The sequence below is a fragment of the Segatella copri genome (genome assembly GCF_015074785.1).
Lineage (GTDB): Bacteria > Bacteroidota > Bacteroidia > Bacteroidales > Bacteroidaceae > Prevotella.
Genome location: NZ_CP042464.1, coordinates 1849241 through 1874033 on the forward strand (window position 1 = coordinate 1849241; position 24793 = coordinate 1874033).

At 45.8% G+C, this 24793-nt stretch carries 18 protein-coding genes; 10 read left to right on the forward strand and 8 right to left on the reverse strand.

The window, feature by feature from the left end; genetic code table 11:
* Positions 1 to 57: 57 nt before the first annotated feature.
* Positions 58 to 4146 (reverse strand): hybrid sensor histidine kinase/response regulator transcription factor, encoded by a 4089-nt coding sequence (locus FO447_RS08085; protein ID WP_234699097.1) that lies wholly within the window; start codon positions 4144 to 4146, stop codon positions 58 to 60.
* A gap of 206 nt (positions 4147 to 4352) precedes the next feature.
* Positions 4353 to 6500 (reverse strand): DPP IV N-terminal domain-containing protein, encoded by a 2148-nt coding sequence (locus FO447_RS08090; RefSeq protein WP_200758413.1) that lies wholly within the window; start codon positions 6498 to 6500, stop codon positions 4353 to 4355.
* A 386-nt stretch (positions 6501 to 6886) separates the two neighbouring features.
* Here FO447_RS08090 and FO447_RS08095 point away from each other — a divergent pair, with 386 nt between their 5' ends.
* Positions 6887 to 8065: an ATP-binding protein gene (locus tag FO447_RS08095; RefSeq protein WP_200758415.1), complete on the forward strand. Its 1179-nt coding sequence runs from the start codon at positions 6887 to 6889 to the stop codon at positions 8063 to 8065.
* A gap of 78 nt (positions 8066 to 8143) precedes the next feature.
* Here FO447_RS08095 and FO447_RS08100 read toward each other — a convergent pair whose 3' ends face one another.
* Together FO447_RS08100 and FO447_RS08105 are read right to left on the reverse strand one after the other, a co-directional pair.
* Positions 8144 to 9433, reverse strand: coding sequence for a M64 family metallopeptidase (locus FO447_RS08100; RefSeq protein ID WP_200758510.1), 1290 nt, complete (start codon positions 9431 to 9433; stop codon positions 8144 to 8146).
* Positions 9434 to 9564: 131 nt separating this feature from the next.
* Positions 9565 to 10917, reverse strand: a complete 1353-nt coding sequence (locus tag FO447_RS08105) for a DUF6055 domain-containing protein (RefSeq protein ID WP_200758417.1) — start codon at positions 10915 to 10917, stop codon at positions 9565 to 9567.
* 228 nt (positions 10918 to 11145) lie between these two features.
* On the opposite strand from FO447_RS08105, the gene FO447_RS08110 reads away from it, so the two are divergent.
* Both FO447_RS08110 and FO447_RS08115 read left to right on the forward strand, forming a co-directional pair.
* Positions 11146 to 12042 carry an Rpn family recombination-promoting nuclease/putative transposase gene (locus tag FO447_RS08110; RefSeq protein ID WP_200758419.1) on the forward strand — a complete coding sequence of 299 codons (897 nt, stop codon included), beginning with the start codon at positions 11146 to 11148 and terminating at the stop codon, positions 12040 to 12042.
* 1004 nt (positions 12043 to 13046) lie between these two features.
* Complete coding sequence (locus tag FO447_RS08115; protein WP_119228959.1) at positions 13047 to 13253, forward strand: hypothetical protein; 207 nt, start codon at positions 13047 to 13049, stop codon at positions 13251 to 13253.
* A gap of 107 nt (positions 13254 to 13360) precedes the next feature.
* On the opposite strand, the gene FO447_RS08120 is transcribed toward FO447_RS08115, so the two are convergent.
* Together FO447_RS08120 and FO447_RS08125 are read right to left on the reverse strand one after the other, a co-directional pair.
* On the reverse strand, positions 13361 to 15412 hold the full coding sequence (locus tag FO447_RS08120; protein WP_200758420.1) for a RagB/SusD family nutrient uptake outer membrane protein: 2052 nt from the start codon (positions 15410 to 15412) through the stop codon (positions 13361 to 13363).
* 13 nt (positions 15413 to 15425) lie between these two features.
* Positions 15426 to 15590: a hypothetical protein gene (locus FO447_RS08125; RefSeq protein WP_200758421.1), complete on the reverse strand. Its 165-nt coding sequence runs from the start codon at positions 15588 to 15590 to the stop codon at positions 15426 to 15428.
* Positions 15591 to 15930: 340 nt separating this feature from the next.
* Between FO447_RS08125 and FO447_RS08130 the strand changes: the two genes are divergently transcribed.
* Both FO447_RS08130 and FO447_RS08135 read left to right on the forward strand, forming a co-directional pair.
* A complete protein-coding gene (locus FO447_RS08130) occupies positions 15931 to 17202 on the forward strand; it encodes a site-specific integrase (protein WP_118190183.1) in 1272 nt (423 codons plus the stop codon).
* 8 nt (positions 17203 to 17210) lie between these two features.
* Positions 17211 to 17594, forward strand: a complete 384-nt coding sequence (locus FO447_RS08135; protein ID WP_233524747.1) for a hypothetical protein — start codon at positions 17211 to 17213, stop codon at positions 17592 to 17594.
* Between the two features lie 123 nt (positions 17595 to 17717).
* On the opposite strand, the gene FO447_RS08140 is transcribed toward FO447_RS08135, so the two are convergent.
* Both FO447_RS08140 and FO447_RS08145 read right to left on the reverse strand, forming a co-directional pair.
* Positions 17718 to 18032, reverse strand: a complete 315-nt coding sequence (locus FO447_RS08140) for a helix-turn-helix domain-containing protein (protein WP_118141758.1) — start codon at positions 18030 to 18032, stop codon at positions 17718 to 17720.
* 93 nt (positions 18033 to 18125) lie between these two features.
* Positions 18126 to 18413, reverse strand: coding sequence for a helix-turn-helix domain-containing protein (locus FO447_RS08145; protein WP_117664200.1), 288 nt, complete (start codon positions 18411 to 18413; stop codon positions 18126 to 18128).
* Positions 18414 to 18761: 348 nt separating this feature from the next.
* Between FO447_RS08145 and FO447_RS08150 the strand changes: the two genes are divergently transcribed.
* The 5 genes from FO447_RS08150 to FO447_RS08170 all read left to right on the forward strand — a co-directional run bounded on the left by FO447_RS08150 (position 18762) and on the right by FO447_RS08170 (position 24643).
* Positions 18762 to 19988, forward strand: a complete 1227-nt coding sequence (locus FO447_RS08150; RefSeq protein ID WP_117664388.1) for a transposase — start codon at positions 18762 to 18764, stop codon at positions 19986 to 19988.
* A gap of 54 nt (positions 19989 to 20042) precedes the next feature.
* Positions 20043 to 20342, forward strand: coding sequence for a helix-turn-helix domain-containing protein (locus FO447_RS08155; protein WP_068856520.1), 300 nt, complete (start codon positions 20043 to 20045; stop codon positions 20340 to 20342).
* A gap of 77 nt (positions 20343 to 20419) precedes the next feature.
* Positions 20420 to 20698, forward strand: a complete 279-nt coding sequence (locus FO447_RS08160) for a helix-turn-helix domain-containing protein (protein ID WP_081978971.1) — start codon at positions 20420 to 20422, stop codon at positions 20696 to 20698.
* Between the two features lie 31 nt (positions 20699 to 20729).
* Entirely contained in the window at positions 20730 to 22388 is a 1659-nt protein-coding gene (locus tag FO447_RS08165) for a DUF4099 domain-containing protein (RefSeq protein ID WP_200758422.1), read from the forward strand.
* A gap of 98 nt (positions 22389 to 22486) precedes the next feature.
* On the forward strand, positions 22487 to 24643 hold the full coding sequence (locus tag FO447_RS08170; RefSeq protein WP_117664203.1) for a type IA DNA topoisomerase: 2157 nt from the start codon (positions 22487 to 22489) through the stop codon (positions 24641 to 24643).
* Positions 24644 to 24793: the final 150 nt, after the last annotated feature.

The following is a 24793-nucleotide window of genomic DNA, read 5'->3' on the forward strand; positions in this document are numbered from 1 at the left end:
CTGGATGCATCTGAGCACCCAGGCGATTTTTTATTCTATCCGAATAGTTTTTCTATCCTACGATTCCGCAGCCACGAAATCCATCGGCTTGACGCCAAACTGCTTCTGGAAGCACTTGGCAAAATAGCTAGGACTGCTGAAACCTACCATATAGCTGATTTCGCTGATGCGGTAGTTTCCTTCTTTCAGGAGTTGTGCGCCCTTCTTAAGTTTCACGAGCTGGATCATCTCGTTTGGCGTAACATCGGCAAGACCGCGAATCTTATTAAAGAGCGAAGAGCGGCTCATGCCCATCTTTTCGGCAAGGAACGCCACGTTGAGTTCCGGATTCGCCACATTCTCTTCGATGATGCGAGACATTCGTTCCAGGAACGCATTATCAACCTGAGTTGGAGCTATCTCTGCTATCGGCTCAAGCGGAGTATGAGAGAACTTACTCCTCAACAGACGGCGCATCTCAAGAAGCTGTCTTACGCTTGCCTCAAGATACTTCATCGAGAACGGCTTTTCTATGTAGACATCGGCTCCACAGTTCATACTCTCCGTCTTCGCCGCATCATCGGTCTTTGCCGTGAGCATCACGAACGGGAGATGAGAATATTCAGAATTTTCACGCACCCTACGGCAGAACTCCGGACCGTCCATCTCCGGCATCATCCAGTCGCTTATGATGAGCGAAACCGGATGTTTCTCCAGTTTACGGAGCGCATTCTTTCCGTTGTCGGCGGTATAAACCGTATACATCTTTTCGAAATGAGCCTTCACAAACTGGCGCATGTCTTCATCATCATCCACAATCAGCATCGCCGGTTTTGCCGGTTCACGAAGCGGACTGGCAACAGCAACGCCTGCCTTTTGAGAACCTTGCTCAACTGAAGTTTCATCTGTCAGCAGATTTTCCTCAGCAACAGTTTCTTCTTCCTTCACCATTTCATCCGCCTTCTCTACCACAGCATCCATCTGGTTGAGCGGCAAGGTTACGATAAAGGTAGATCCCTTACCTACTGCAGATTCTACTTCAACCATACCATGATGAGCCTCAACGAGATTCTTCACGATGTTGAGACCGATTCCGGTTCCCGGTTTGTTGTCGCGTGCCTGATAGAAGGCTCCGAAGATTTTCTCCTTTTCATCAGGACTGATTCCCACTCCGTTGTCTTCTACCTCTATGCGGAAATGTATTCCATTCTCCAGCAGGCGACAGGACAAGCGTACATAATCCTCGGTATATTTCAAGGCATTGGTCATCAGATTGCTGATAACCTTGGTAATGGCCTCCTGATCTATCATCGCCACGAGATCATCAGCAGGATAATCTACCTCAAAACGGATGCTTCTCTGCTCGAAGGTAGGAGCAAAGCGCTCTGCCACAGCATGCATCAGCTTCGAAATGTTGTTCAAACGGAAATGAACCTGCATGCCCTTCTGCTGCACTTTGTTGAAATCGAGCAGCTGATTGACGAGCAGGAGCAACCGCTGGGCATTACGGTCGATAACAGAAAGCGTCTGCGTGATAGTTTCACCATCGGCCAGTTTTCCGGAAACCTGTTTCCAATGCTCTTTCAGACTCTCCAAAGGTCCGATGATAAGCGTTACCGGCGTACGGATTTCATGGGCAATCATCGTGAAGAACTGCAGGCGGGCATCTCTCATCTCCTGATCCTGCTTGAGTTCCAACTGGTCGAGTTCTTCCTGATGACGGAGTTTCTCACGTTTCAACCGGCTCTGCATGAACCAGTAGATTGCGTAACCGATGAGCAGAAGATACAGAATCTTGGCTGGCAGAGACCACCAGAACGGCGGATGAACCACAATCTGGAGTCTTGCCTCATTCTTCGACCATACACCATCATTATTGGTTGCCTTAACCAAGAAGGTATAGGTTCCGGCAGGAAGATTGGTATAGTTGGCACGATGCTCGTGGGTATAAATCCAATCCTTGTCTACTCCCTCAAGTTTGTAAGCATACTGGTTCTTCTCAGGCGATACATAACTTAGGGCGGCAAACGAGATATTGATGGTATTCTCGTTATGAGACAGATTGAGTTCTGCTGCATGACTCAGAGATTTCTCCAGCTGGTCGCTCCCCGCCTCTATCGGCTGACCGAAGAGTTCTACCGAGGTGATTGCTACAGGAGGAGCTACCTGGTTGATCTTGACGAGATATGGATAGAAACAGTTGAAACCTCTTGTTGAACCGAAATAGATTCTGCCATCAGAAGCCAGGAGTCCGGCGTTTGGCATAAACTGATCGCAAGTGAGTCCGTCATATTTATTGAACAGCTGGACAGGTTCACCCGGCGTATATTTCACAATACCCTTGCTGGTAGAAATCCACATTACTCCCTGCGAAATGACAAGACTTGCGAAATCCAGGCTAGGCGCATCGATGGAGATGCGTCGGAATATACCTTTTGAAGGCAGAAATTCGCAAAGCCCATCGCCGGTTGCCGCATAAAGCTGTCCCTTTTCGCCGATAACCAGGCAGTTTACCTGATCACTCACCAGCGAAGTAGAATCATTCTCAACATGCTTATACTGTTTCCAGACATTATTCTTGTCCAAGCGCCACAAGCCACCTCCCTGGGTAGCAAACCATACGTTGCCCTGAGGATCTTCCTTGATATCGATGGTAAGCGACTTGAACGACTTGATTTTACTAAACTTCTGCTGCCCCTCATCGAAAAGGCTGGCTCCATCCATCGAAGCCGCCCACAGCCGGTTCTTCCGGTCACGATAAATACAATAGGCATTACTTCCCGAAACCATTCCATCGGTCTGGAAAATCTGCTGCGCTCCGGTAGACATGTTCATTCTGATGACACCATTACCATAGGTTCCCACCCACAGATCATTACCATTGGCAAAGAGAGCATGAACATTATACTTGCCCATAGCCGCCTTGCCCGGATAAGAAACAAAACTGTTGGTCTGGGGATTGAAGCAGTCAAGTCCGGCATCATCGGTAGCTATCCAGATGCGATGCTGCTGGTCTTCGAAGAATCTTCCTACCACATTACCGCGCAATCCCCCCTGTCGAGCTGAGTAAGCACGGAAACGTTCTTCAACACTCGTAGAAGGAAGATAACTTACGCCACCATAGAAAGTTGTTACCCAGATGCCGCCTTCATTATCGCCAGCAATACCATAAACAAAACGCTCGTTGGTACTCCGGCTCGGATCGTTTACTTCCGACAGCATACTCCAAGAGCGGTTCTGGATGTCATACTGCACCAATCCATCATCGCTGGCTATGAGAATATACTTGTTGCTGTTGTTGTAAAGCTGGTGGATATGATGAACAGCATTACTCAAGGTTCCGCTGATGAGCTGTTCGGCACTACCATCGGCGTTGAGCTTGTAAAGTCCGTTTTCCCAGGTTCCGACATAAAGATTGCCATCGGGAGCAGCCAGCATCGCCATGCCGTAAAACATGGTTGCATCGCCCTTCAGAGGGAATGCTTCAAACTGGTCGGTCGACTTGTTGAGATGATAGATGCTGGCTCCACCATGGTTACAGAGCATCCATACCTGGTTGTTGGCATCAACCAGCGTACTTTGCACTTTACCCTGAATATTCTTCATCGGATACTGATGCAGTTCGTGAGTAGTCCGATTGTATCTGAACACGCCCTGTCCGTTGGTAGAAATCCAAATATTCTGATCGCCGTCAAGCGAAAAATTAAGGACAGGCGCCGTAATCTTATCACTCAGTTTCTGGAATCGGTCGGTTGCATTACAGAACAGATAGGCTCCATTATTGCAACCTACCAGCAGGCCTTCTTCGCAAGCAGTAAGGGCGCTCACAAACTGGTCTACAGTCGTAAAGGGATTATAATAGGTTTTGACATCGTATCCGTCAAAACGGCACAATCCGTTGTCTGTACCAAACCACATGTATCCCTTGGAACCCTGAACCACGCTACGCACAGAATTACTCGGCAAACCATCATCCATCGTGATAGAGCGCACCATAGGGTCGATAGGAGCCCATTGTGCACCCGAGTTGGTTTGCGTTATCGTATGTGGCTGCGCCTGAATATCCGTAGCCCCTTTCGAGACAAAAGCGGTTGGCACCTGCGCCTCAGCCCCTACAGGCATCATCATGCAGAGCACAGAAACCATTAGAGTAGATATCTTTCTCATTATATGGGTCTTTATTTTCTGTTGTTAGATAAAATAATGCCGCAAAATTACAAAAATATAACGAGAAATACAACAAAAAGAACAAAAAAAGCCCTGAAACAAACAAATAGCTACTTTTTTAAAGTAAGACTATCCGTTTGCTTCAGGGCAAAACTTAAATAATGATTCAAGTGAGAAGTTTCACTATCAACAGATTGAAACCTGAATTACTTGCTCTTTACATCACTCCATTTAGGCGGTTTCACACCCAGCAGATTCTTCACGAAGAAATCGTAACGCTTGTGCTCGCCATAGAGTTCGCCCATGGTATGATGGGCTCCAGGAATCACCACGAGTTCGAAATCCTTGTTCGCCTTTTCCAGGGCATTCACTACCTGATAGGTGCTCGAAGGATCTACGTTGTCATCTATCTCGCCTACCACCAGCATCAACGGGCGCTCCAGCTTGTGGGCATTCTCCACGTTGCTGCACTCCACGTAACTGGAATCGATAGGCCAGCTCATCCATTGCTCGTTCCACCAGATTTTATCCATCCGGTTGTCGTGACAGCCGCAGGCGCTATAGGCAGCCTTGTAGAAATCGCCATGCAGCAATACGGCTGTGGTACTCTCCTGTCCGCCTGCCGAACAGCCATAGATTGCCACATTATCAGCATCCATATAAGGATACTTCTTGGCTGCAGCCTTGATCCAGAGTTCACGGTCTGGGAATCCGGCATCCTTCAGATTCTTGTAGCAAACCTCCTCAAACTTCTTGCCGCGATAGGAAGTGCCCATCGCATCGAGCTGGACTACGATGAAACCTAGTTCGGCAAGCGAAGTGGTGTACCAGTTGTATGGCATGAAACTCTTCGGAGTATAGGCATCGCCCGGACCCGCATAGATGTATTCGATGACCGGATATTTCTTATTAGGATCGAAATTGGTAGGGCGCTGGATGATGCCCCACATATCGGTCTTGCCATCACGCCCCTTAGCCACAAACACCTCAGGAGCAACCCATCCGTGCTTCTTCAAAGTAGTAATATTAGCCGTTTCCAGAGTCTTGACGAGCTTACCGGTCTGCGCATCTCTGAGCACGGTAACAGGAGCGGCATCCACCTTAGAATAGGTATCCAGGAGATAATGGTAATCATAGGTATATTGGACACTATGATTTCCCTCTTCAGGAGTGAGCGCCACCATATTCTTGCCGTCGATACCTATTTTATAATAATGTACCAGATATGGGTCCTCATTCCTGTTCACGCCACTAGCCGAGAAATAGATTTCTCCCTTCTCTTCATCTACACGCTGGATGCCGCGAACAAACCAGTCGCCCTTTGTAATCTGTCGGATAACCTTCGATTTCTGCACATCGTAGAGATAGAGATGATTCCAGTTGTCGCGCTCGCTCATCCAGAGCAGTTGCTTGCCATCCTTGATAAACTGACGCCACAGACGACCATAGTTCACAAAGGTATTGGCACGCTCCTCTACCACGGTACGAAGCTTGCCGGTTTCGGCATTCATCGCCAGCATCTGATAGAGATGATGCCCACGCTGGTTATACTCCATTGTCACCTCCTTGCTGTCAGGTGTCCATTGCATCCATTCCAGTTCATACTGGTTTTCTATCTGATGCCTGTCAGCCTCCACCTTCTTTCCGGTAGCCACATCGATGATGACCGGATAGTGCTGTGGCAGGACATCGCCCGGCTTGGCATACTCCTGCTTGTGGAGGATAGGCTGCAGCTGGTCGGCAGGCGAAGATTCTACGTAGTAGGCATAGCGCTTCTCTACCGGAACACGCTTGCATACGAAGATGTGCTTGCCGTCTGGGCTCCATTGGATGCGGTTGCTGTAATAGCATCCGATGGTACCATCCTGAGTGAGGATTCGCTTGGCTTCGGTATAAGGTTTTCCTGCCTCATGAACCACCACGTTGTAACCTTCGATGTAGGCTTCCATCTTGCCGTCGGGCGAAAGTACCGGATAAGCCTCCTTCTCCTCATCTACCTCCATCCAATGGCGCTCGTGGCGTCTGCCAAACTGAGGTTTGTTGGCAGGACGAGGCTTGATGCCCAGCGCCTTTTCCATCGCATCCTGCGAATCATAGGTCTTCATTTCATCCTTGTCGGCATCATAGGAAACAAACTTCTTGCCCTGAGGAGTAGAAATCTGATAATGCAATACATGGGTGGAATCGCACCAAGCCGACGAGCGTGCCCAATGGAACACGGAATCGGCTGAAAACTGATGACGCAGCGCATAGGCTCTGTTGTAATTTTCTAATGTGCCCTGTGCTGAAGCTGTAGCTGCCGGCATCGCCATCATCAGAACGAGAGATGCCGATAATAAAGTCTTATTCTTCATAAGCTATGATATTTTTTATTCGATTCGTACTTCACTCTTACTTCACTCTTACCTCATAAGGGAAACGGCGGGAAGATGGATCGAGCGAATGATTCGAAAGAGCTCCCATCACCACGAGATAATAAGATTTTCTTCATATCAATTTTAATCATGTTAGTTTCAGCCCACAAAATAACAAAATCTTTCTGATATAAGCGAGCAAAATAGTCCAAAAGAATGAAAAAATCGTAGTAATTCCCAATTTTATGGCATTTTCCTTTGATATTTCAAACAAAAGCTCTATATTTGCACCTTAGAAAGTGCACGAAAGGCATAAATTTGCACCTTGAAAGGTGCACGAAAGCTATAAATCTGCACCTTGGAAGGTGCATTTAATAAAAAAGCGTATGGATATTACATTGATAAATTACATGAAAGAGCAGCTTGAACTCGTATCTTTGGCGTTCAAGAGATATAATTATGACAAGCTTCCGTGGGAGGCTCGTCTAGTAGGTTTGATGGGACCAAGAGGTGTCGGCAAGTCTACCTTGATATTGCAACACATCAAGAGCAATAGTCTAGAAGAGCAAGCTAAGTCGCTCTATGTTTCAGCCGATCACAGCTATTTCACCACCAACACGCTCATCGAAACAGCCAACCAGTTTGTGCGTGAAGGGGGCGAATGGCTCTATATAGATGAGGTACACAAATATGAAGGATGGTCGCAGGAGCTCAAGCAGATATACGATTCCCACCCTGGGCTTCATGTATTCTTTACAGGCTCTTCCATCCTCGACATCATAGATGGCGAAGCCGACTTGAGTCGCAGAGCCATCTTGTTTGACATGCAGGGTTTATCATTCCGTGAATACCTGGAAATGTTTCATGGCATCAAGACTCCTATCAGAAGCCTAGAGGATATCCTCAATGGGAAAACAGAGATAGAAGGTCTCCAGCATCCGATACCGCTCTTCAACCAATATCTGCGCGTGGGGTATTATCCATTCTCCAAAGAAGGATTTTTCCAGCAAAGATTGCAGCAAGTGATACGCCTCACGATGGAAGTGGACATCCCACAGTATGCCAACATGTCGCCAGCCACAGGTAAGAAACTGCGCCGTATGTTATCCATCATAGCCAGCAATGTGCCTTACAAGCCAGAGGCCACAGGATTGGCTAATGAGATCAAGGTGAGCCGCAACGACATACCTACCTATTTATTATATATGGAGAAGGCAGGCATGATAGGACAACTACGTGATGAGACAGGCGGCATGCGAGGACTTGGCAAGACCGAAAAGGTATATCTAGACAATACCAACATCATCTATGCCCTCTCTGGCGAGAATGCCAACATAGGCAATGTGAGGGAGACATTCTTCTACAACCAAACTCGCCTAGCTCTAGATGTAACCTCTTCCAAGGTTTCCGACTTTTCCATTGGCAAATATACCTTTGAGATAGGCGGAGCCAAAAAGAGCCATCGCCAGATAAAAGACGTAGCCGATTCCTTCATTGTGCGTGATGATACGGAGTATGCCAATGGCGATATTCTCCCACTTTGGGCCTTCGGATTGCTCTATTAGTCATTTTCCAAAAACGATTCACGATTTCAATTCTCCTTTCACCATTCGCCAAAAATGAAGACCATCAGAAACTTATAATTATTTCCCAGTATAGAAATCTGTGATGCGTCGGATGGCACGCTGGCAAACCGGACAGAAATCATCCACTTCGTTGATTCGCATACGGCAAACCTGCGCCGGACGGTAACATCCCTTGCTTTGGTTGCCCGCACCCTCGAACACACCAATCTTGAAGACGGCTTCGTTGAGTTTCTTCTGCTCCTTTGCGTTCTTGATATTCTTATGATCCGGTAGTTTGGCAAGCGGCGTAGGAATCTTCACGCCCTTCGGCATCATATCCGCCCACTTGCTCTGGAAATCCTTCAGCGTGGTGAGGTTAGGCTCCCAAGGCTCGGTATCACTAGGATACATCGGGTCATACTCATCGGTACTGTACTCATCACCCAAGCCCGCATAGCCATGACCGAACTCATGTACCAGCACCTTCTTGAACGTAGGATGATCAGAGGTAGAAAGCGTTACCTGGTTATAGATGCCGCCGCCACCATACGTAGGAGAATTCACCAATACGATGATCTGCTCGAAAGGCACATTACTCAAGGCATCATAGATGCGATGAATCTTGCTCGTAGTGAGATAACGGTTCGAATAAAAAGTATCGTAATGAGAGCAAGCCATCGTGTTCTTCCATTTCCCTTCGTGCGGAATACTTGGTCCCTCATCGAGCGATGGAGCCGCAACAGCCACCACGTTGAATCTCGACTTGAGCAAAGCGAAAGGTTCGCGCTCGAAGATGGCATCGGCTGCCCGCTGCGCATCCTGATAAAACTTATCCATCTGTTCCTGGCGATAGCCCTCGGCAATGATGGCGAGGTCAACACAGTCGGCAGTCTCTCCGCTCTTCACGATGTAGCGGTAAGGGATGCCATTCTCGCCCAATGGTCGGATGAGTATATCCTGTGGATTGATGGTATGGCGCAGTTCTGCGGTCACCTTCTGATGCGTATCGCTCAGGGTGATGCTTACATCCACCGGTCTCTTTGGGAACGGCACGAGGAAACTGCTCTCGAATGATTTCTGCAGATGCTTTGCCTCCTGTGTAAGCTGCCATTCCTGGAAGAGTGTTGAGAAAGTATTTACATAGAGCACCTTGTTGGTACCATGCTCATACACGGTCACCTGTCCGTTGCCGTTCAGGAATTTCTCATCCAGTCTTGTCTTTCTGCCCGCCCAGGTAGGGTTGCTGTAAGCCTGTTCGAAATAGATAGCCTGGTTCACGCTATCGCCCGCCACGATGTAATCCAGTCGCAGCGTCTTATCTTCGAAGTTATCTTCAAAGCGCTGTGCCTGCATCGGCAACACCATCATCAAGGCGAGGGATGCAGTCAATAAAGTCTTATTCTTTATAAAAGTCTTATTCTTCATAAGCTATGATATTTTTTATGTAGATGATTTTTATTCGATTCGTACTTGATTCTTATTCGATTCGTACTTCACTCTTACTTCACTCTTACCTCATAAGGGAAACGGCGGGAAGATGGATTGAGCGAATGATTCGAAGGAGCTCCCATCACCACGAGATAGAGCGCCTTGAGAGGCTGGGACTTTGGAGCCACAAGCGAAACCTTTCCATTCATCGCTTCGCCCATCGGGCTGTAGATGCATTCATCGGTATCGGCGGTTACTCCCACCAAACCATAACGGTAACCGATGGTTCGTGCCATCTTGTCCTTGGATGTCTTGAATGCCTTACCCTCGGCATCGAGAGCTCTGAAATCTACAGTAACCTTCTTACCAGCCTTCGGGATTTCCAACTTGATGGCATTGAAACCATAGTTCTCAGGAACCGAAGCTGTATCCGGACGAAGATAACCATTCTTCTGCTTCAGCATCCTGGTATCGAAGGTGCAGGCATAAGGACGGGTCTCCTTGCGGGCATAACCGAAATCGAAGTTCACGAGATGACGGTAGCAGTCGAACATCTCATCATTAAACTGCTTCTGGCTCATCTTATACTTCCGCTTGTAGGTAACAACCGGGTCCTCTCCTACTTTTCCCTCCCGATAGAGCTGGGCGATGCTTTCCAAACCATGCTTCTCAGCCCACCACTCTATCACGTATGGCGAATGATAGATGTTGTCCAGATGCAGATAACCCTTATGGGTAAGCTGTCTGAAGGCATCAAAATGATACTTCTCATCTGTTAGCCAGTCGGGATTCACTCTCCAGAGCATCCATTGGGATGTCATCTCGAAGAAACCGCTGCCACCCCATGCCTCGCCAGCACGGTCGGCCATAATCTGGAGTTGGAAACTGTGTCCCAACTCGTGAGCCAGACAATTGAGTTTTTGATCCTGAATACGGTTAGGCGTTACCCAAAGCGCTCCGATAAAGTCATCATAAGTTCCGCCGTACGCGGTTCCTTCCAGCGAATAGTTCACCATCACCATCATCTTGTATTGGTCGCAGATGCTGCCCGGCAGAGAGAACTTCAGGGTGTCACGGAAGAAACGATAGAACCGTTCTACCTGAGTCTGTAGATTACCCAGGTCAAATTTCATGGGCTTACCTTCGAGCGAAGGAGGATTCTGCGGATTGTCTCCGAATGACTTTTCCCAGAAATACACGATATTCTGGGTCTGTGCACTATGTCGCCAGCACCATCTCTCATCATCCTTGTTGAAATCATAGGGTTTCAGAGAGTCCGGTACGAAGATGAGTTTCTGTGGTGCAGAAACAGGATTTACGGGTCTGGTGGCAGGAGCCTCAGATGGGTCCTGCTGTGCCAGGACTGCAGTAGCCCAAGGAAAGGTTGCCGCTGTGAGTATCAGCGATAAAAAGATTCGTTTCATTTCGGTTATGATTTTTGCGTTATTTATTATTTCGCCACAAAAGTACTGATAATCTTGCAAAAACGCTCGCAATATCGTCTAAAATGATACAAATATCGTATCTTCTCAAAGAACATCTTAGAGATTTGTCAAAAATTACATCAAAATGATAGATTTGTGCAAAAAAACTTGGGAGATATTATAAAAAGTCGTATCTTTGCCAAAAGAATTCTATAAAAAGAACAGATTATGAGATTATCAGAAGAACGATATATTAGCTTACTTACCGACTTTGGTTTCAAACGTATATTTGGAACAAAGCCAAATAAAGACTTGCTCATCAACTTTCTGAATTCACTTTTCGATGGAGAGCAAGTCGTTAAGGATGTCCGCTACCTCAATAGCGAGCACGTTGGTGATGTTTTCGCAGAGCGCAAAGCTATCTTTGACGTGTATTGTGAAAATGAGAAAGGAGAAAAGTTCATCGTTGAAATGCAGAACGCTTTTCAGAAATACTTCAAAGACCGTTCTCTCTTCTACTCTACATTTCCTATCAGAGAGCAAGCCCCAAAAGGACAGGATTGGAATTTCAAGCTAGACCACGTTTATACAGTAGCATTGCTCAATTTTGATTTTAAGGAAGAAGCTTTCGACCAAAAAGAAATCAATCACGATGTTGGTCTGCTAGACAAAAAGACATTCAAGGTCTTTAACGACAAGCTTTCTTTCAAGTATATTGAGATTGCCAAATTCAACAAAAGCGAGACTGAGCTAGAAACTCTGTATGACAAATGGCTCTATGTTCTCAAGAATTTACCCAAGCTTGACAAACGACCGAAAGCTTTAAAAGAGAGAATTTTCACGAAATTGTTTGAAGAAGCTGAAATCGCTAAATTCAGTCAACAAGAATTACGAGAATACGAGGATAGTCTTAAGGCCTATCGAGACATAAAAAATTCAATCGATACTGCGAAGGAAGAAGGCAGAAAAGAAGGCAGAAAAGAAGGTAGAGAAGAAGGCAGAGTAGAAGGCATTGCCAAAGAAAAGTTGGCCACCGCAAAACGTCTTCTCGGCATGGGGCTCACACAAGAGCAAGTTGCCAAAGGTACAGACCTTTCAATAGAAGATATAGAGAGACTTGTTTAAACAACAGAACTTTCGCATGTGGTTCAAGAACGGGCTGAAGGCCCAAAAGCTCCTAGCTCAGGGCAGCGCCCTGGGTATAATAGCAATCAGCAAGGCGCCCTGTAAGGGCGACAAGTTTGCGTCCATAATAAGTAGCTGTATCACACTTCTGTCAAGCAATTCAAGCTGTTCAGCCAAGCACCTCAAGTAGTTCAGTAAGTGAGTTCAGACGTCTCAGTTAGCTGATGCAGACGTCTCGATAAGCCTACGGATACGGCTCCGTTAGCTTACGCAGTAATATCTGTACCCCGATGCAGTCATATCTGTAACCCGATGCAGTCATATCTGTAACCCAATGCAGTCATATCTGTAACCCGATGCAGTCATATCAGTTACCCAGCGCAGTCTTCATATGAACAAATTTTATGTAATAATCTATCATCCATCACGATTTATATGTATTACACATCTTAATATACTAATATACAGACACTTGAATAGCGTGATAGATACTTCGAAAACGGAAATATCCATCACGCTATCCATCACGATTTGGGGGTATCCCTCACGATTTTCTCACTACACTCTATCAGATACTGCATATCATTGTTGAAAAGCTTGCGATAGATGGCATCAGACCTTAAAGAATTAGATCCGTGTGATTGCCGGCATATGGCAGCAACCACACAAATCAAGATGTTCAAGCCAAATAAACGTGGAAGTATGACTGTTAAAGTAATGAGCTATAGGGTATTAAGACAACACATCTTACGCTTCGGATATGTACGTATAAAACAATGACAGTATCCAAACTACCAGCCAAATAAGTTTAGTACATTTCATTTCGTTTATATTTAAATAAGTTCATGTTAAGTTCCGCTTGCAAAATAACTATTTTTTTCATGAGACTAAGTGAAAAAAATCGTCCAAAATACCATTAAAATAATAGATTTACGCAAAAATACTTGGAAGATATTATAAAAAGTCGTATTTTTGCCAAAAGAATTCTATAAAAAGAACAGATTATGAGATTATCAGAAGAACGATATGACAATCCTGCCTATCGAGACATAAAAAATTCGATTGATACTGCAAAGGAAGAAGGCAGAGAAGAAGGTGTTGCCAAAGAAAAGTTGGCCACCGCAAAGCGTCTTCTCGGCATGGGGCTCACACAAGAACAAGTTGCCAAAGGTACAGGTCTTTCTATTAAAGAGATTGAAAAACTTATTTAAGTTTAAAAGAAAACAAAGCCCCCGATAGCATTGTTACTATCGGGGGCTTTTATATATATTCCCTTGTCTTATCTCTAAAGATCTCAAGGGAAATTGAAATTCAAGATTTACTGCTCTGCAGCCTCATCTGGTTCCATAGGCCAGTATGGATTCTGGTACAATGGAGAGTCTGCATAGGTCTTATGGTCAGGAGCTGTAAGCATAAACTGACGCAAAGGCATTGGCTGCAGGTACTGAGCCATAGACCAGGTCATACCATTGTAAAGCATATTGGTAGAAACAATCTGGTATGGACGGAAATACTCAGTTAACTTACGAGAAGATACTGTAGCAGTAACAGAACCATCATCAACCAACTGCTTTTCTGTATACCATTTCTCCATTGGAGTATTCCAAAGATGGAAGCCCTCAAGCTGATAAGGCTGCTTCATCAACTGATCGAGTGAACGCCAGCGAATCAAATCCATCCAACGAAGACCTTCAGCCATCAACTCTGTACGACGCTCACGACGAATGCTATACAAAGTAGGATCTGTCAATGCCTTGCCTGCAGAAAATGCACCCCAATCATATTGTGTACCAGAACCATCGGTATAACCCTTTAACTCCTGTGCCATATCTGTGGCAGCAATAGTTGTCTGAGGGTCAGCAGCCTCACCAGTAAAGCCAGCAGCCTCACGGATAGCCTTCCAATATGAAATGCTCTTCGCATTTAAATTGTGGTCGAGCATATATTGAGCTTCAATATAGTTGAGCAAAGCCTCTGTGGCACGGAAGGTGATAGATGCAGTATAACCAGCCTGGTTTTCTGCCAAGTTCTGATTAAACGTACCACCCTTTCGAATAGCATAACCAGTAGTATAAGTTACGTCAAATGAGCGAGTAAACACTTGAGGAACTGGCTCGATAGGACGAACCTGCTCAGCAGCAATATTATTATCCTCACCCTGAAGAACGTTCTTCTGACCAGGACGCTTCAAGAAGATAAACAAACGTGGGTCACGATTGCGAACTACTGCATGAGTCGTTGTATCTTCATAAACATATCCATCATGGTGTGCATAAGTAGGCTTACCATCCTTCATCAGAAAGGCATCAATCATACCACGGGTAAAACCAGTATAGGTATTACCACGGTTTACAGCTACCTCAATGTTATCAGTCACACCTTTACCCTTATTATAGGCCTTCCAGAGAAGAACCTCAGGATAGGCAGACATGTCGGTATTACCAAACTTATAGAAATAAGGATTGGTATCAGATAAAGACTGAGGTACGATACCTGTATTCTTATCCAATTTGCCTACATAAGCATCACCTACAATGGCAGCCTCATCAACCGCCTTCTGGAAGAAGTACTTAGCTTCAGCCTCAACGCTACCTGTAGGATACTGATAATTTGCATTATAGTCTTTTGCCTTTCCTGGCCATCCCTCACCATTAGGAACGAACGGAGTACCAGCGAAGTTGGTCAACCAAGAACCTTCAAACAAGGCTACACGTGATGCAAACAGATGAGCAACTGCAGGAGAGATACGTGTGGTTGCTTCCCAACCATCAGGCTCCATATAGGTTACAGCAGAATCCAGGTCGGCAAGAATGAAACGAGCAACCTCGTTGCGAGGACTACGCTTATTAGCTGCTACAAGGATAGCCTCATTGTCAGGCATGGCCTCTGTCACAATAGGTAAGTCACCGAAGCTCTTGTACAAACTGAAATAGGCATAGGCACGGAAGAAGTGTAACTCGCCGATATATTGACGAATCTTATTTTCATTACCCGCAATCAATCCATTCTCATAGTTAGACTGTGCTATATTCAACTGATAGTTGATATCACGAATATTGTTCCAGCTCCATGAAGAGTTGTCGTTACTAGTCTTCCAACTACCTTTCTTATACTTAGAATCGCCATCAGAACCAGTCTGATTATCTGTACCATTATCGTATGCGAATGTACCATAGCCTGCACCACTATGATATGGCAAAACAGTCTGATAGAATGCATTAGCTACGGCTTGAAGCTGAGTAGCATCCTTGCAATAGTCGGTAGGAGTAATATCTGTAAGAGGCTCTTGCTTCAGGAAATCATTACAAGAAGCCATCAACATACCGCATGCCAACAAAGGAAGTACCTTTAAAGATATATTGAATTTCATATCATTCTAATATTTATAATGTTAAACTTAAACCAAAAGAGAAGGTTGTGTTCAATGGATATCCATTGCCATACCATGTACCGATGGTCTCTGGGTCATACTGCTTGCGGAGAGATGTTCCTGTCCAGAGGTTCTCACCCGAGAAGTAAACACGAAGTTTCTCAATAGGAAAGTACATATAAAAAGTGTTTGAGAGAAGAATGAGGAAAGTTTACTGGTTATCAGTTACTTTCCTCATTTTGGTTAAAAGTGGCGAGGACAGACGAAGACGGGAATACGACAAGATGAGACAGAGGAACGTTACCTATCCGTAACCTATACCCCAAATGAGGAATGTTAAGGTTCGGAAGAATGAGGAAGGTTACGAATTGAATTTGAATACTCTGATTTATAGTGAGTTACTGATGAGTAACGTAAGATTTTTGGTTACGAACCAAATTTGCCGTGTTCTGCCGTGAAATGCGTAGCAAGAAAAGACTCTTCATGTATTAATTTTGAACGCAAAAAAGAATGACGTTATGAAGAGTACATTTTCAATTATCTTCTACCTCAAAAGACAGGTAGTAAAGAAAGATGGTACTGTTCCAGTTATGGGACGTATCACAGTGGACGGAACACAGGCGCAGTTCAGTTGCAAGACAACTGCCAATTCTGATTTGTGGGACACCAAGGGCGGACGCATGATAGGTAAGAGTATGCAGGCTTTGGAGGTGAACCGTAAATTGGACAAGATGCGTGTGAGTATCAGCAAGCATTATCAGGAGATTATGGACAGGGACAACTTCGTCACTGCCGACAAGGTGAAGAACGCCTTTCTTGGCTTGGAGTATCGTTGCCATACACTGATGAAAGTCTATTCCCAAAGCCGTGATGAAATGGAAAAGCAATATAAGGCTGGCATGAAATCTTTGAGTACATACACGAAGTATAGAATCGGGTGTGCCTATGTGGGCGAGTTCTTGCAGGCGCATTACCATGTGAAGGATATTGCTCTGAAAGAGTTGTCGCTGCCTTTTATCACGGACTACGAGACTTTTCTCAGAACCGACAAGCATCTGAAAATCAATTCTGCAATGGTGTTTGTCCGCAATCTCCGTGCAATGGTATTCCGTGCCATAGATAATGAATGGCTCGTAAAAGACCCATTCAGACGATATGAGTACAAGGAAGAAGAGACCACAAGAGAGTTTCTGAGCAAAGAAGAGATTCACCTGTTGATGGAGACACCTATCACAAGAAAGAAGATGAGCATGGTGCGTGACTTGTTCCTGTTCTGTTGTTTTACAGGTCTCGCTTTCATTGATCTGTACAACTTGAAGGAAGAGAACATCAAGGAATTTTTCGATGAAGGTGAATGGATTGTTATCCATCGACAGAAGACTGGAACGGAAGCCAACATCAAGTTGCTTGACTATCCCAAGCAAATTATGGAAAAATACCGTGGATTGTGTGAAGACGGCAGGGTGTTTCCAGTACCCAACTACCAAAGTTGTATGGATTCGCTCAAAAGACTGGGCAAAAAATGTGGTATCACCAAGCCGCTGTCCTGGCACATGAGCCGTCATTCGTTCGCAACCTCGGTTTGCCTCTCCAACGGAGTTCCAATAGAAACCGTGAGTTCAATGCTTGGTCACAAGGACATAAAGACAACCCAGGTGTATGCCAAGATTACCAAGGAGAAATTGAGCAAAGACGTGGAAAAGTTGTCTCAGCAGATTAATAACATTGAGGAATTCACGTTTGGAAATGTTTGCAACGATAATACTAACACTATAAATGGCAGAGTATGAAACGACAAGTGATAACAATACAAGAAGAAATGGTCATCTACGCCCCACATCATGGTGAGGTGTGGATGACAGTTTGGGAGATTGCCGAACTGTTGAATGTAACAGGGACAGCAGTGAAGAATACCATCAAGCGCATTTGGAAACAAAGTGTGCTGAAAGATTTCCAGCTTTCTCAATACATCAAACTTGAAAATGGATATTCTGCGCATGTCTATGATATGGAAGTGATTATCGCCATAGCACTTCAAATGGATACATACCAAGCCTTGTTGTTCAGACAATGGTTTATCAGTAAGGTTGTAAACCGCAAGGATTGCCATGCAGAGCAAGTAAAACACGAGTATCCGATGATTATTGTGATGAACGGAACGATGCCAAGAGGTGCAAGTTAGAATCTCTCATCTTTTAATAAGATTCCTACACCTTTATAAATAATAGCGTACAGAGGAAACGATTTTTGTCGTTGTACCCTGTACGCTATTTTTGTTTCACTATTATGAAGCAGTACCCTCCTCTTATGAAACAGTGCCGTCGATTATCGGCTTGCGGTAATTACCAGTGAGAAGTGCTTGTATCTCGGATTCCGGATAGAGGGTTTTGCCACATAATATAATGTAGGGCAAAATGCCTTGCTTGCGATATTCCTGCAAGGTGCGGCGACTAAGCTTCAAATGCTCGGAGAGTTCCTTGTCGGTGAGGTATCGCTCCCCGTCCAAAGGTGGGCTGTAGGACTCGATGAATGAGGATAGCCAGTTGTTGGCTTTCTTCAAGGATTGCATGGCGGTGTCTATCGACTTGCTCTCATGCGTAAGAAGTTGGTTCATGTTCATTGTTTACAATTTGGATTAAGTGGTGAATATAAAATGTGTTGGCTCGCCCAGGGTGAAGTTTTCGGCTTTGCCTTGGGCGAGTTTGGCTTTATGCTATACCGATTTGATTCTGGCGATAAGCGGAACGATGGCTTTGACCTCTTCGGGGCAGTAATAGAATTGGCGACCTATCTGGGTATGCCCCAAGAAACGGCGGTCACGAAGTTTTTGTAAGGTGCGCTGGCTGATGCGAAGTTGCTGGCAGACCTCTTGACCTGTAAGCCATTTGTTCAGACGCTTGCCGTTAGCCTTATGCTTCAGCAACTCAACTTTCTTTACCAAGGCATCGTATCTTGCCATCATCAAGTCGAATGCCTTCTTTTCCATTGTTACTACTTCCATATTCTCTGTTTTATTGGTTCAACAAATTCGGATGCAAAGTTAATGTGTGTATGTAGAAAAACAATGAAAATGAATAACTGTGGCAGTGCTTTTCTGGGGTTTGCCGACCGCTTGGCAAGAAAAATCAAGAAAATTATACGTGGGTCATTAATGAGTTGTTAAACGGGTATTTCGCAAATGGTTAATTTTGCCGCCGAGAAATAAAAACAACGAATTATATAACAATACTCTGTTAATTCTTATGTAATCGATTGAAAATGAGAGAGTTAATTAACGTAATACAACTAATAAAATTTGGTTAAGTGGCTGATTATCAGTAACTTTATAGTTCTCTAAGCTCAAAGTTATATGACATCAGAACCACTCAACCAATATACGGAAATATGCAGAGATGCTATCAAAAGTTCATCTGCAAAGTTAAGCAAAACTTTCGAGAGTCTACTCTTGGAAATACTTTTATTGTACATGACGATACAAAGAAAGATAAATTTCACTCAAATGGAGCGTTACGGCACCCATTGTGAGCAGACCTACAGAACGAACTTCAACCGTGGTCGTGCTAAATGCATAGACTGGGTGAAGTTCAACCTTGCCCTATGCCGACGTTACTTGAATATGGATGGTCTATTGGCTATAGCCATCGATCCGAGCTACATCAGCAAGTCGGGTAAGAAGACTCCGCATATCGGTACTTTCTGGTCCGGTTGTGCAAGTTCCATGAAGCATGGGCTTGAAATCATGGGGCTTGCACTTGTCGATGTCCATGCCAACAGTTGCATGATGCTGCGCGCCCATCAGACTCCATCTACTGGAGAATTGAAAATGCGTAACATGACTCTCGTGCAACATTACATAGCGGTCATCAAGCGTTATAAGAAGGATTTGTTGAAGGTCACCGATATTGTTGTCGCTGACGCTTTCTTCTCTATCCGTCCGTTTGTGGACGGAATCAAAGAGTGCGGTTTCCATCTTGTCAGCCGCTTCAGGGATACTGCGAGCCTATATTATGTGTATACGGGACCTCGTTCCAATAAGCCTGGACGTCCCAAGACACTTGACGGAAAAATCAACTACAAGAAACTTGACCTCACACGTATGGCAGAGTTGCATATTGAAGGACTTGAAGGCACAGCCTACACACTCATAGCCTATTCAAAGGCATTGAAGCAGAAAGTGCGCCTTGTCATTTGGGTTATGCCGAACGGAAAACACAAGCTTTTCTTCTCAACAAAGACATCCATGTCGGGTGAGGAAGTGTTGCGCACATACCGCTCAAGATTCCAAATAGAGTTTTGTTTTCGCGATGCAAAGCAATATACTGGTCTTACGCATTGCCAAGCAAGACACAAGAACCAGTTGGACTTTTCCTATAATGCATCATTCGCATCACAGAATGTTGCGAAAGTGATGATGAAGGAAAATGAATTGCCGTATTCCATGGCTTCTTTCAAGGAGATTATGGCAAGCACATACATCGCTAAATTAATTTTCAACAAGTGTCGGAGAATACCGAACCGAAAGTTAATTAGTCATACTATCAAAGAACTCTTTGGCTGGCAACGTAAAGCTGCTTAGCCATTATCTCAAATTTTAACGAACTATTGATATAACATTTCAAACGGAATTAGAATGGAAGTAATAACAATGGAAAGTGCAGCCTTCAAAAAGCTGACAGAACAGTTGACAGAAATAGTCCAGTACGTGCGATTGGCAAAAATGGCATTTCAAGAGAACCTGACGGGTAAGGGATTGAAGCCGATGTTGACCAATGACGATGCAGCCAAGATGCTTGGTGTGAGCAAGCGCACCTTGCAGCGAATGCGCTCAGAGAACCGCATTGATTTTATTAAAATTGGTAATCAATGCCGATACCAAGTTGAAGCCATTGAAAGAATGGTTGAGGAACGAACAATAGCAAAGGAAACATGAGCATGGAAGATGGAACATTGAGAAAACTGGAGTTATATCTCCATGACCTACACAAAAAGATAGACGGCATCTACGACATGCTGATGTTGAGACACGAACGAGAGACGGAGCAAAAAGGAAGTTCTGCCATCAATGAAAAATTGCTTGACAACCAAGACCTCTGCCTCTTATTTCAAATCTCCCCTCGTTCCCTTCAACGCTATCGCAGTCTGGGAGTGCTTCCCTACAAGCGTTTGGGGCAGAAAACCTACTACACGGAAGAGGATGTGATGCAGTTTGTAGAGAATAATGTCAAAGAATTCAAGAAAGAGAATGTGGAGCATTACTTGACTCGCATTCATCAGAAATTCAAATAACAACAGTATTCACCATTAAAAATTTACAATTATGGTACAAAAGAAAAAGAGTGATGAACAGGACGTGCTGGTAGTCCGTGACGAAAAGACGGGCGAGATCAGCGTCGTCGCCGGACTCAGCAGGGACGGCACACCGAAGCGAGCACCCGCCAAGGCGGAGAACACGTCCGACTTCCTGCGTTTTGACCGCAACAGCGACCTGATGGACAGTTTCTTTAGAAACTTCTTCCGCCAGTGCAAGAAGCCAAGCCGATTCGGATTCTACCGCATAGCGGCAGACCAGGTGGAAAACCTGCTTGGCGTGATGAAGGAGTTGCTGAAAGATCCGGAGGCTAACAAGGAGATTCTTTCCGCCCACAAGGTTGACACCTCCAATTATGAGAAAGAGGCAAAGCAATCGGAAGGTCAGGCGAAAGAAACCGCATCATCGGACGATGCGTCCAAGACGCAAGCTAACACAGAAAAAGAGAATGTATCATCTGAACAAACCAACGAAAAAGAGAACGACATGGAACAGAAACCAGAACAGACCGCAGCCGAACAGCAGGCACAGACCGCTCCGGGTGTAAAGCAGAACCTCATCAGTGGTAACGATGTGAACCTGCAGGAACTTGGTGCCAAATATGGCATAGACTTCAACAGTATGAATGAGAAGGATATGAAAACCCTGCTCAACTACGGCAAGACGGGGCTTGTGATTGTGAAGCCGACCTTCGGCGGTGAACAGATAGAGATACAGGCCCGTCTGTCATTCCGCAAGGACGATAACGACCAGTTGCAACTCGTGCCGCATTTCGTGCGCAACGAGCCTAAACTCGATGTCGCTTACAAAGGCTATACCTTCACTCCAGAGGACAAGAAGAACCTGTTGCAGAACGGCAACCTCGGAAAGGTTGTGGATTTCCCCGACAAGAATACAGGTGAGCTGCGTCCTCATTTCATCAGTATCGACCGTCTCACCAATGAGATTGTTGACATCCCGACCAACAAGGTGCGCATACCCGATACCATCGGCAAGACACCTATTACCAAGGACGACAAGAGAGTGCTCTACTCAGGTATTCCGCTTCGCAAGGAGATTGAGCTTGCCAACGGGCGCAAGTTTACACCGCTGCTGCAGGTGAATGTGGAACAGCGTGGCGTGGAGTTCGTGCCTGGCAGCACAAGACAGGCGCAAGGTCAGAAACAGAATGGCGACAAGAAGCAAACCGCTGACAAGCAGGAGCAGAAGGCAGAAGGTGATACGGGCGGTCAGAAGAAACAGCAAGATCCCAACCACTGGCTCAATGAGGACGGAACCATCCGCCGACTCAACACCTATTTCAAGAAGGAACTGACCGAGCAGCAGAAGGACGACTATGTGGCAGGCAAGACCATCGAGATCAAGGAAGTGCCCAATAAGAACGGCAGCGGTACCTATACCGCCTACGTGAAGTTCGATTTCGACAAGATGCAGCCACGTTCCTACCGCAACAATCCAGACCTCAAACAGGCGAAGGAACAGATTCCGACCAACGAGAACAAGGTACAAGTCGCCGTCAACGAGCAGGGCAAGACCCATGAGGCGACCAAGCACACCAAGGATCCGCTGAGTCCGGGACAGTCTGCGCCAAAGAACGAAAAGCAGCAGAAGGAACAGAACGCCGAGGAACAGAAGCCAAAGAGAAAGGCAAGAAGCGTGAAGATGTAGTTGCCGCCACTTGATCCACAGAGTTAATCATCCATTATAACAACCGACATCTGCGACCGTCTATCCCACGGTTGCGGATGTCACAAAAACAACAGACAATGAAGACAATCATCGCAGAGAAACCAAGCGTAGCCAAGGAAATCGCCCACATTGTGGGAGCTGACAAGCGTGAGGAAGGCTATATGCAGGGCAATGGCTATTATGTGACATGGGCATTCGGACATTTAGTGCAGCCAGCCATGCCGGAAACCTACGGCATGAAGGGATTCCATGCAGAGAATCTGCCTGTGATTCCCGACCCGTTCGTTCTTGTTCCCCGACAAGTCAAGACAGAGAACGGCTACAAACCAGATGCAGGTGTGCTTGCCCAGATTAAAATTATCGGCAAGCTGTTTGACAGCAGTGAGCGCATCATCGTAGCAACCGATGCCGGACGTGAGGGAGAGTTGATTTTCCGATACCTCTATGTGTATCTCGGTTGCCAGAAACCTTTCGACCGTCTCTGGATCAGTTCGCTTACGGACACCGCCATCCGTGAGGGACTTCAGAACCTCAGGGATGGCAAGGAGTATGACAATCTCTATCATGCAGCCAAGGCACGAAGTGAGGCAGACTGGCTCGTCGGCATCAACGGCACACAAGCCCTGACGATAGCCGCAGGACGTGGTACCTATTCCGTAGGTCGTGTGCAGACTCCGACCCTTGGTATGGTATGCGAACGCTATTGGGAAAACAAGCGTTTCGAGTCGAAACCGTTCTGGCAGGTACACTTCGGTGTGGTTGATGCAGACAGTGGCAATATACTGAAGTTCACATCTGCCAACCGATGGGCAGACAAAGGCTCCGCAACCGATATATATAATAAGGTGAAAGATACCGGTTCTGCCATCATCACAAAGGTAGTAACCAAGCGAAAGGTGGAGAAGGCACCGCTCCTTTACGACCTCACCACCTTGCAGAAAGAAGCCAACTCCCAGCATGGCTTCACGGCAGAGCATACACTCTCCATCGCCCAGAAACTCTACGAGGCAAAGTTCATCACCTATCCAAGAACATCAAGCCGCTATATCTCGGATGATGTATTTGCCACCCTTCCCAAACTCTTCAAGAATCTGGAGAATCATTCGGAATATGGAGAGAAAGTGAAACTCTTGCCTGGCAGTGAGGACTACAGCAAGAACAGCGTGAATGCCGCCAAGGTGACCGATCACCATGCCCTGCTCATCACAGAAAATGCAGCCATTGGTCTTTTCAAGGACGAGAAGATCGTTTATGACATGATATTGTGCCGGATGATTGAAGCGTTCTCGGCAGACTGCATCAAGGACATCACATCAGTATCGGCGCAAGTGGATCATGACGTCGAATTTGGCATCAGTGGCTCCATCATCCGACAGACTGGCTGGCGAGCGTTGTCGCTCAAGGAAAAGAACAACAGGCTGGACAAGGATGCAGACGCAACAGACAATGAGGTCAAGGAGCAAGTCATTCCCAACTGGCAAGAAGGACAGCATATCACTCTTTCTGGCTGCACCATCACGGAGGGCAAGACCAAACCGAAGCCTTTGCATACGGAATCCACATTGCTTGCAGCAATGGAGACCGCAGGCAAAGAGATAGAAGATGATACGATGCGCCAGGCAATGAAGGACAGCGGTATTGGCACACCTGCCACACGTGCCGCCATCATCGAAACCCTGCTCAAACGAGAGTATATGGTGCGCCAGCAGAAGAAACTTGTGCCGACGGAAAAAGGACTCGCCCTGCATTCCGTGGTGAAGAACATGGCGATTGCCAATGTGGAGATGACGGGCAAATGGGAGGCGGAACTTGCCAAGATTGAACGAGGTGAAGCAAGTGCAGACGGGTTCACCCATAGTATCGAAGGCTATACCCGTGAAATCACTGCGGAGCTGTTAGGTTGTGACAGACTTTTCAGCCACAAGGATTCCGGCTGCCAGTGTCCTAAATGCAAGCAAGGTACCATGCAGTTCTTCGGAAAGGTAGTAAGATGCAGCAACAAGGAGTGCGGTATGCCAGTGTTCAAGCAGGTAGCAGGAAAGTTGCTCACTGATGCCGACATCACCGACTTGCTTACCAAGGGCAAGACCAGAACGCTCAATGGTTTCACCAGCAAGCAAGGCAAACCATTCTCCGCAGCCATAGCCTTTGACGAGAATTTCAACACGAAATTCGTCTTTGCAGAGCGCAAAACAGCAGAAAAGCGAGGAAATGTGAAGAGATACAAGAAATAGTTTGTACCTTTGCCACCGAAACATGGTTCATAAATGGTGTCTTTATTCAGGATGCTTTTATTTACTGTGGATTAAGTGGCGGCACTCGGAGGGATACCGAGTGCCTTTTTCTTGCTTTCACACCAACCGCCATCCACGGTTTATTATTCA